Consider the following 2,395-nt stretch of genomic DNA (forward strand, 5'->3'; position numbering starts at 1 on the left):
ATAAACAAGCGTGGTTTGGGGCGGGCGTGAGCCCGAATACGCGCGTGCGTATTCATCATGACGGCTCACTGTCAACGTTACTCAATGACATTGAGCGTCAGCTTAATATCGGTTTTACCCCCAAAGGGAACACATTGAACGTCGAACGCTTTGTGTCGCGCACCTTTGAACTGGAATTGCCGCCAGGGATGCTCAGCGACCAGATTGGCAGCGGTGAAAGCAGCGAAGGCGGAGACGATGAGGAAGCCTCTGCAAAAGTGGATGGGCAATACGTCACCTTATCGAGCAGCAATGTGGATGTGTTTGGGGAGGTGGCGCTGGGCGTGAAAGCATTGCTGCAACTCGATCCGGATTTAACCGGAGAGGGAGATGCACAAGAATCTTTAGTGGGCTCTGTGCAAGCGGTGCCGTCCCTGTCTCGCTTAGTGGTACGCACCACGCCAGGGCGTATGCGTGAAGTGGTGGCGTTCGTTTCGCAGTCGAAACAATCGCTGACTCGCCAAGTGGCCTTGGAAGTGCAAGTGCTCGAATTTCGTTCCAACCTTGGCCATGACCGAGGGATTGACTGGAATATTATTCGCGATATTGGTGGCGACAGCAGCTTGAGCTTTTTCATTCCTGGCACCAGTTTGGTTTCTGGCTCATCGAGTCCTGGGTTTGCGTTTACCGGCGGCGGTAAGTGGTCCGGCTCGACGGCCTTGATAAATGCATTGAACCAGCAAGGGCAGGTATCCACGGAAACGCCTATTACGATATTGGTGCAAAACCATCAAACCAACCACATCACTCAAGAGCGCATCATCGAGTTTGTTGAAAACATCAGCTCTGACAGTGACGAGGGCGTCATTACCACCGATACCGAGCGCGGTAAGCGCAGTGAGGGGGTGGATTTCATTGTCGTTCCGAATATTCAGCGCGACCACGTTTATCTTCGAACTTCGGGCATGTTAACCAAAATTGAATCGCTAGAGACGCAAGAGGTGGGCGGTGAAACCTTGGTCTTCCCACAAATGCGTGAAGCCAAAATCAACTTTGCCAACAAGCTCAAATACGGACAGACGATTGTGGTGGCCTCTGTGTCACAAATCGATACCACGACAGAAGAAAGTACCTTTCTCGGTATCCCCTTTTTAGGTGGTAACAGTGCGGTGAAACAGCGCGTCGATACGCTGGTGCTTCTCACTCCACGGAGGGCGGACGGATGATGGAATTACTCTCTCTTCCCCATCACGGTCACGCTACTAAGACGATTCGTCGCCTGAAAAGCCGCAGCCAGCAGCCTTATCAGTACGTGTCGCAGCGTGGTGATTGGGTCTGTCTGTATGGCAGTGATTCAGAAGGCGTGGCGCGCAGTGAATGGTGGCTCGAGGTGTTGACCGCGCGCGGCCTGCTCCATGAGCAAGAGGCAGGTGCGCACGGTGTCAGTGAGCAAAGTGTCACCGTTATCGAGAATATCGGTGACCTGTGGCACGCGACCTTGATAGACGCGGGCGTGGTGCGCCAAATCTGGACTGATGCGCACTATCACCTGTGTGCGGCAAGCGCAGGCGCCTCACACATTTTGTTGGTTGAATCTTTGCAAGTTGAGTCCGTGGATGAAAACCATGAGCGCATTGCGCCGCCAAGCGACCAAGAGCTGGGTTCACTGGAGCAGTACCGGTTAACGTCGCCCAGTCAGCGTTTGCAAAAGCGCAAGGTGATAATGGGAGTGAGCGTGTTGCTCGTCGCAATGGTCGCTTTAACGCTTTATGTTCAGCGCTCTGACTCTAACGAGCCTGCGACTGCTCAAGTGAGTCATGAGAGCGTCTCGCCTGAGTTAAAAGCGCTCCCGCCATGGGGAATGTATCGATTGGTACTGCATGACGCAGTCAGCGCGCAGACAGTCATGGAAGGGGCGCTATTGAGCGCGACTCACCTTGCCCTCCTGCCTCCCGGCTGGAAAGCCAAAGGCTTGACTCAACAAGGCGCAGAGCTGACGGCCACTATTGAGCGTGAGCATAATGGCCTCATCGTTGTATGGCAGCAATGGCAGCGTCAACATAACTCATTTTCTTTGTTTTTGAGCAACGATGGGGGCCAACACACGCTGCGTTTACCCCTCGCGTCTGGATTGCCTTACTGGCAGTCACACGTGATGCCGATGCAGCCGACAGACCAGCGTTTGCAAGACGCGCTCGTGACCATGGGTTTTATTGCGCAGCAAAGCAGTGATAAGTCATCAAGCACTTGGCAAAGTAAAACTTGGGAGGTGACGCATCAAGGGGTGAGCGCCTCAGAGCTTAACACCCTGGCGGCGCTGTTTGCGGTCATGCCAGTCTCGATGAAGGCACTCACGCTGACACCGGTGAGCCCACATCGTTGGTCACTCTCTTTTTCCATCACTTTATATGGAGGT

At 53.9% G+C, this 2,395-nt stretch carries 2 protein-coding genes; both read left to right on the forward strand.

Annotated features, from left to right (window positions below; all coding sequences use genetic code 11):
• Window positions 1-1,205, forward strand: a 1,205-nt coding sequence (locus AB6D93_RS23765; RefSeq protein ID WP_372159235.1) for a type II and III secretion system protein, incomplete at its 5' end; no start/stop codon positions are given.
• A gap of 86 nt (window positions 1,206-1,291) precedes the next feature.
• A partial coding sequence (locus tag AB6D93_RS23770) for a hypothetical protein (protein ID WP_372159236.1) occupies window positions 1,292-2,395 on the forward strand: 1,104 nt, incomplete at its 3' end.

It is taken from the genome of Vibrio sp. 10N.247.310.23 (assembly GCF_041467155.1).
GTDB classification, from domain to species: Bacteria; Pseudomonadota; Gammaproteobacteria; order Enterobacterales; family Vibrionaceae; genus Vibrio; species Vibrio crassostreae_C.